The sequence below is a fragment of the Arthrobacter sp. EpRS71 genome, assembly GCF_001512285.1.
Classification (GTDB): Bacteria; Actinomycetota; Actinomycetes; order Actinomycetales; family Micrococcaceae; genus Arthrobacter.
Map to the genome: position 1 here is coordinate 2577898 of NZ_LNUV01000006.1, position 6444 is coordinate 2584341.

At 56.1% G+C, this 6444-nt stretch carries 6 protein-coding genes; 2 read left to right on the forward strand and 4 right to left on the reverse strand.

The features are described 5' to 3' along the window. Window positions 1-424 precede the first annotated feature (424 nt). Together AR689_RS22410 and AR689_RS22925 are read right to left on the reverse strand one after the other, a co-directional pair. Complete coding sequence (locus AR689_RS22410; RefSeq protein ID WP_156424670.1) at window positions 425-1594, reverse strand: hypothetical protein; 1170 nt, start codon at window positions 1592-1594, stop codon at window positions 425-427. Then, on the reverse strand, window positions 1591-2073 hold the full coding sequence (locus tag AR689_RS22925) for a DUF4365 domain-containing protein (RefSeq protein ID WP_197412947.1): 483 nt from the start codon (window positions 2071-2073) through the stop codon (window positions 1591-1593). The genes AR689_RS22410 and AR689_RS22925 overlap by 4 nt, the downstream gene beginning before the upstream one ends. 139 nt (window positions 2074-2212) lie before the next feature. On the opposite strand from AR689_RS22925, the gene AR689_RS23710 reads away from it, so the two are divergent. Beyond that, window positions 2213-2344 carry a hypothetical protein gene (locus AR689_RS23710; RefSeq protein ID WP_286158891.1) on the forward strand — a complete coding sequence of 44 codons (132 nt, stop codon included), beginning with the start codon at window positions 2213-2215 and terminating at the stop codon, window positions 2342-2344. A 198-nt stretch (window positions 2345-2542) separates the two neighbouring features. On the opposite strand, the gene AR689_RS22420 is transcribed toward AR689_RS23710, so the two are convergent. Both AR689_RS22420 and AR689_RS22425 read right to left on the reverse strand, forming a co-directional pair. Beyond that, the gene (locus tag AR689_RS22420) at window positions 2543-3745 is read right to left on the reverse strand and encodes a hypothetical protein (protein ID WP_062073735.1); all 1203 of its coding nucleotides are present in this window, start codon (window positions 3743-3745) and stop codon (window positions 2543-2545) included. After that, window positions 3742-5022 (reverse strand): hypothetical protein, encoded by a 1281-nt coding sequence (locus AR689_RS22425; RefSeq protein ID WP_062073736.1) that lies wholly within the window; start codon window positions 5020-5022, stop codon window positions 3742-3744. The genes AR689_RS22420 and AR689_RS22425 overlap by 4 nt, the downstream gene beginning before the upstream one ends. A gap of 301 nt (window positions 5023-5323) precedes the next feature. On the opposite strand from AR689_RS22425, the gene AR689_RS23230 reads away from it, so the two are divergent. Further along, the gene (locus tag AR689_RS23230; protein ID WP_156424672.1) at window positions 5324-5920 is read left to right on the forward strand and encodes a hypothetical protein; all 597 of its coding nucleotides are present in this window, start codon (window positions 5324-5326) and stop codon (window positions 5918-5920) included. Window positions 5921-6444: the final 524 nt, after the last annotated feature.

A 6444-nucleotide genomic window follows, 5' to 3' on the forward strand; every position in this document is an offset into this window, starting at 1 on the left:
GGGCTGGAAACGTCGAAGACGCGTTCTTTGCTCTCTTGTCACGAAAGACTAAGGATATGAACACGTTGATTTATGTAGTCACCGTTCAACTCTGAGAGTGCACGATGCAAACGCATCCCCGGCCAACCGCTGCCGAGAAACGCTGCCTTGAGGTGAGAATCGCAGGATCGATTGTGTTTTCTCGTCAGGTTCCGCTGCCCGGGCGCACTGTATCCGCGAGGGCTTCTGTGAAGCACGAACACACCTAGTGCGCGTCCCGGTGGGTCCGGTGTCAGCCGTGAGGGCGGCGCGTCATGCGCGGGCGTCCCCGGGTCGGTCGGCGGCAGCGAGCGACCAGGAATATCCAGCGCGTGGGCGGGAAGCTGGACCTCCCTCTGGACGACGACGATCATGCAACTAGCCGCGGACGGAAGGATTGGGCTGGTTATGTGTTTGGCCGATAGGGGAGTAGATCGTGACTGAAGAGTCCTGGTATCTCTGAGACTAGGTGAAAGTCGTCCACTTCCGTGAAGCGAAGGGCCCTACCCGGTTCGCGATGCAGCATGCCAGTGGCAGCAACCATGCGTCGTTCGGTATTGGCCTCGCCGGCGATGTGGTAGTCAGCGTCATTGAGATCGATCGTGATGTTTCTGGCCTTGTCGAGGTCGAGCGTTCGGAGCGTGATTCGTCCCAACTCTTCGTCTTCACCTCGATCGAGCCTTTTTACATAGCCCACAACAGTTTGGCGTCCGATGATTGGTTCGCCCCTTAGCACGCTGCCAATGTGTCGGAGCAGAGTTGCTGCCTCGCTGTCGAGACCGACAGTACTGGATGTCGGCGGGGTGGGGAGCCGCTCCGCCCAGGTAATCGAGACGTTCAGGGACGAAATGCTTTCTGCTTCGAGCGTGTTAGCAATGGCTTCGCATAGTTCTGATGAAACGCCGGCTCCCACTGCCTCGGTGATCTGACTTGCCTTCGGCGCGGTCGCTCCGTGGGTCAGATCGCGTAGCGCAGACAGCCCTTCCGAGAGCTTTAGCATCGCACTTCGGGCAAACGGCTGATATGCCACATCCGTGAACAGGACCGCGTCGTCGGCATTTTCTGGCTGAAGGATCGGCAATCGACTGATTACCGGGATGACGTAGCTTCCGTGTCGTGTCTGTCCCATTCGTACGCCATTGGCATGGTCTCGAGCCGCATCCGGAAGGCTGTGTCCGTAGTAGCTCCGCGGCTGTAACGCAGAGTTTGCGGAGGCTTGTATCGATCGACGGACAGAATCGATGAGCGTGGACGCATCGCCTAAAGGCAACGAGTCGTCTATCTGTCCTGAAGCACGGAACTCTGCGATGTCCGACCCGGCCTTCGCGACGGCGAGGAGAACTCCGGCTGTGTCTGTCCTAAAGCTTTCTGCAAGTCGGTTCAGCATTTCCGACCAGCGCAGTGAAAAGTCGGGAGCCCGAGTAACCAGGGGGACAACGACGCCAGTCGCATGGTTTTGCCAACGTTGGGCAACTTCGCCAAGCGAAGCCGTTTGCTTCCAACCGTGGAACCGAAGCCACTCTGTGACGTCAACGGGCATTAAAGTTTGAGCGCCAAGGTTTGCAGTGTCGGTCATGAGGCCCACCTAGCAGCCTGGGCATCCATCATGAGCTTCATGGCGTTAGCTGTAAGAAGATTACTCATGGGTACCCTAAGGCGGATGGTCGCAGTGTTACTGGTCGATGGCATACCGAATAGCGGCAGATAGTAGGCAGAACGGGTAAGGCTAGTCCCACGCTGATCCATCACATGCCACGCAGCTGTGTCGTCGGCGACGACGATCACAGCCAGTACGCCATAGCCAGACCTCTGCTGAGAACGCAGGAGGTCGTACGTCCGGATGTCCAGATCGTGCACAAGACAGTCATCCTGGATGTCAGGATTGCTCGTAGCCTTGAGCTGGAAGTCGAGCGTGTGTTCGTGACTATGAACCGTCATGTCCACTCCGCGTTCATCATCTGCGACGATCTCGTAAGTGAAATTGGCTGCTGCCGCTGCCGCCACCACCCACGCGCGACTGAACCGTTCTTTCTGCTTCGGCGATCCGTCTACCACAATCGGACTATACCCTCTAAGAGCACGGAAGCAGCTGAATTGACGTCCATGTTGGGTAGCACCGGGGCCTCCACCCCCAAAGTCAACGAGTTGCGGATGGCCAAGCATCGCCAAACGCGATCTCGGCGACGGCATCGCCGTGACGTTCACCAACTCCACCGTCTGGGAACGGGCGATCTCCACCCACTCGCGGACAGTCGAGGACGAACGCTGCAACCTCATCGATCTGCTCACCGCCTCGGTTGTTATCGGCTGCTTCGGACTTCAGTAATGGGCCTTCGGTATGCGGGCAAGTATCCGCCCCATAGTGCAAGATGCAGTTTGCAGAAGGCGCTGCCTCGCCGGCTCGTCCTAGTACAGTTCCGAACGTGGCCGCGAGGACGTTAGGGATGCGAGCGGGGGCGGTCTCGAGTGCCGGGAATACGTTTAGGACCCTTTCGGGAACCGTGGGCATCAAACAGCGATCAGCTTAGACCTCAAGATCTAGTTCTATCTGACCCGGAACGGTTGGAATTTGGTCGGTGCCACGCGCTCGGATAGGTGCATCCGTAGTCTCTGTGGATGCTCCAATCGGTTCAGCAAGCAAGTACGCGCGCGCTTCGGATCGGAAGCCTGGATTCAGATCACTGGATGCCACGAGGAAACCGCAAACATCCGCGACTAGCTTCGCTGCGACGGGTTTGAAGCTGTCGCCGAAGGCATCTCGTAAAGTTACGCGCTGCCTGGCAGCCATTAGTGAGGACGAGGCCTCGGCATACTGCAGGGCAGTTTGTAGTTCACCGGGACGACGAAGTAAACGGGTGACAAGCTCTCGGAGGTTCCCAAAATACGGGGGGAGGTGGTTCAACGTCGGCGTGCCCGAAGGAGCAACGGTCTGCAATAAGGCCGCGGTCTCCTCTTTCTCCCTGAGCCCTATCGCGCCCCCAAAAAGGTACTCACGTAGGCCACGATCAGGGTCACCCAAGAAGGCTCCGCGTAGGTATTCCGTCACTCGGATAAGGCTGACTATGTAGAGCCAACTCATATCAAGAAAGAGTGCAAGGTGAATCGGATTACGATGATCTAGAACCTTAGCTGCCTCCTTTAGATGCGCAACAAGTTGGATGGGGTTTCGATGGTGCTGATAGATCCAGTAATCAAAATCGCGATACTCCAACAGCGGGCTTAGTTTCTTGTCCAGCCCATTGAAGGCTGACAGTGCATTGGAAACGTAGGACTTGTCAAAGAGGATGCTTAGGGGGCCAGACAGGTCGTACTCGCTCGCATGTAGCGTCTGCATTTTCGCTAGATCTGATGATGTGAGCACAGTAATTCCCAACCGGCTAGACAGTTGTCGAGTCGCATCGTTGACCTCATGCTCGCGGACTAGCATCGCCTGTTCGGCTCCGAACAGGTCGGCCACACCACGTGTCCAAAACATTCGAGCGGTCGGTTTGTCCCTACGCCCGGACTTGCAGTCGGCGATCGTGGTCGTCAACCGGTAACCTCCGGTAAGTTGAATACCTAGGACGTCCAAATCAGTGAAAGTCTCGGCGCCGTTAGCGCTTCGCTTGATGCTAGTGGAGGATGGCGGGGGATCACCCCGCAATTCAACGTCCAGGCGAGTGCTCTGCCCCATACTCCAGAGCAGCTTCCGGACACCCACCTTTAATCCCAGATCCAGTTCGCTCATAGTGCGCTCATTCCCATCGCCTTCTCGAAGATCTTCCCGAAGTGTTCCGGCGACGGCTCCGCATACTGTCTGATTCTGTGGCTTGTCTGCATAGGTGCACGGTAGTCTTTGCCAGACGCTAGGGCTTGGCGGGCAACAGCATCATCCACTCGGCGTTCGATAAGTTCACCATGCAATATAAGATCACGCGCCAACATTAGGGCTTCGCGATTATCTTTGGTGTCAACGAACTTTGGGGTGACCCACGTGCCTCCGGGTTTCGAGTCAGGACCGAAAACAAGAAGGCCAGCATTGCGCATCAGCTCATATTGCCTGCGATGAGCACTGTTCGGTGCCAAGAATCCTCGGTAGGGATCCAAGAGCTTGTCGATGACGTTGATGAGACCTGCAGAAGAGAGGGTGTTGTACTCACCGTAATTTTCGGCGCATCGCAAGCATGCGAGAACAGCCAAGGCCTTATCAAGAACTGGCTTCCTCGCTGTCAGGAGCTGCGGATCAGAAACATACGGCATCGCTGCAAAGGGTTGCATTGTGCCGTCTGGTAGACGTACGGAGGCGGCCATCACAAGGCCTCCGGCGACCGCTCCGGTTAGAAGGGGGTATTTTGCCGGGTCGATTTCGAGTCCCTGGCGTGCGCGGACAGCGGCGAACTCGCCGATTAGCTGGTCGGTACCGTGGTCAATAACGAGTGACTCAAGTAGAGCCGGGTTCTCGAACCCAAAAAAGGGCGAGTAAAGGACGTCGCCGTCAATGGTCTTGAGGGTTTGAATAAGGCCCGCATTTGTTGCGACTTCAAGTAGGTCGGGGAGCGCCTGGCCGTCCAAGCTAAAGGAAGTTTCGAGGTCTTCCAACGGAACTGGACTCTTCGACAGGCCATCTATAACGATGAGAAGTTGCTGCTCTACTTCAGTTGGTGCTCGATCCCGCCACGCTTCACCCAGAGTTGCATAAAGGTCATCGTAGTAGGGGACGGTCTCAGTGAATGTGGTGATTTTTCCGCCACGTCTTTGCACACCTTGAACGAAGCCGGCATCCTCCAGAACCCGTATCACGTCACCGAACGAAAGGAGGTTCACGTCAAGTTGGTGCGCAGCCACTTGCATGAGCGCCTGTGCATCTTGAATGACATCATGACCACGAATAAGGCCGCTCAGAGTTGCTGCCATGCCCACCAGACGCGTATCGTTTAGCGGCCCGAGTATGGGAGAGTTCGGATCTAGATTTCTTAGACCCGAATGGACGTCTTGACAGCGCAGACCTTCGTCAAACTCTTCCATGGTCTCCTACCCGGTTGCGAGCCCCGGGCTCGATGTATTGAAATCTAATGAATTATACAATCTTGCCAATTCTCAAGGGGGATAGGCTGGCAGGGTTTGAAGGCCGAACCGGTCGCGAACGAGACCTCTGAGCACCGCGACAAGTTCGCAGACACTGTTGGCCGTCCTGCTAGTCCTGGAACTGCCGTTCCGAACGCTAAAGGCAGCCTAGTCGCGCCTGCATCAATCTAGTCAATGTGTGTTGGAAACCGTCAAGATATACCCAGCAGACTTGACCGCATTCCTCACGGGAAGGCCAATCATGGACATCATTGTAGCGCCGGACGATTTGGTGAAAATGGTTTTCGAACAGTTCTTTGGACGAGCCAGTCTAGTGGTCTTCATGTGGGTCTTGGCCACCACCGCCGTCGCGTGGATCTCTCTCGGTCGACAAGCTGTGCAGGCGAAAGACATTGTCAAACGGCTCTTCTCCTTCACAAGCGACAGGTATGGGTTGCAAACGGGCAAGGTCAAGGCAGTCCTGCAGATTGCAGGCTACTGGGCTTTGTTTTACGGTGTTGCCTCTTTTGTCACGCAGCTTTTCGCCGGGTCTGAGTTCTCGAAGGGGCGTGGCGGGGGCTTGGCGGAGCTCCTCACTTGGAGTGTACTTTTCGGCTTGTTGACAGTCTTTGGCACGCTGCTGTTGTTGCCAACTGACTATGATGGCGTGGTTGTCTTTTACTGCCTCTTTATCGGCTATGGAGTAGGCTCGCTCTACGCCGTGATCACTTTTACATCTAAAGGTGGCCCAAATCCCGGGGACTGGTGGGTAGCGCCCGCAGCTAGTTGCTGTCTAATGTTGGTTTCCGCGTCTTATGCCAGAGTGAAACCAAGAAAGAAAGACATCCCCTTGATCTAGGTGATAGGGAATAGTGTCTGGCTGTTGCCCATTTGCGGCGCCCGGCGGGCCGGACCCATGCGGTGAACATGTCCTCAAGGGTCTGTTCCTCGGGGCGCAACACGTGAACAGCGCTCAGTTGTAGCACACGACCGGAACCATCTAGCGCCATATTCAGCACCCAAAACACCCGAAAACCACGCCCAAACGTTGAATCAATGACTCTTCCGCCGGCATTCTCGTGCGAAGCGTCGCCCCAGGCTGCCAGCGGGATCGCCGACGAGACCATCAGTCCGCTCAAATCCGCGCGACTACGGGCGATTCAGCAGATCCCGGCAGGATCAAGGAAGGGGACGGATTGATTCATCTGATGAGATACGCAGAGTGCTACTTTACATAACATCGGTTATCGGCCTTTAAGGCACGGGAGTAGAAGTAGCTGCGAGAACTCCCGTCTGCTGAAGATTTTGGCGTTTCCGCAGGTCAGAAGCAGTTTTGCATACCTTCATGATCAAGCGCGCGTCATCTGGATTTGATCCACTACG

Coding starts and splice junctions, on each gene's coding strand:
- AR689_RS23230 (WP_156424672.1), top strand. CDS start 5,324: ATGGACATCATTGTAGCGCCGGACGATTTGGTGAAAATGGTTTTCGAA.
- AR689_RS22425 (WP_062073736.1), bottom strand. CDS start 5,022: ATGGAAGAGTTTGACGAAGGTCTGCGCTGTCAAGACGTCCATTCGGGT.
- AR689_RS22410 (WP_156424670.1), bottom strand. CDS start 1,594: ATGACCGACACTGCAAACCTTGGCGCTCAAACTTTAATGCCCGTTGAC.
- AR689_RS22420 (WP_062073735.1), bottom strand. CDS start 3,745: ATGAGCGAACTGGATCTGGGATTAAAGGTGGGTGTCCGGAAGCTGCTC.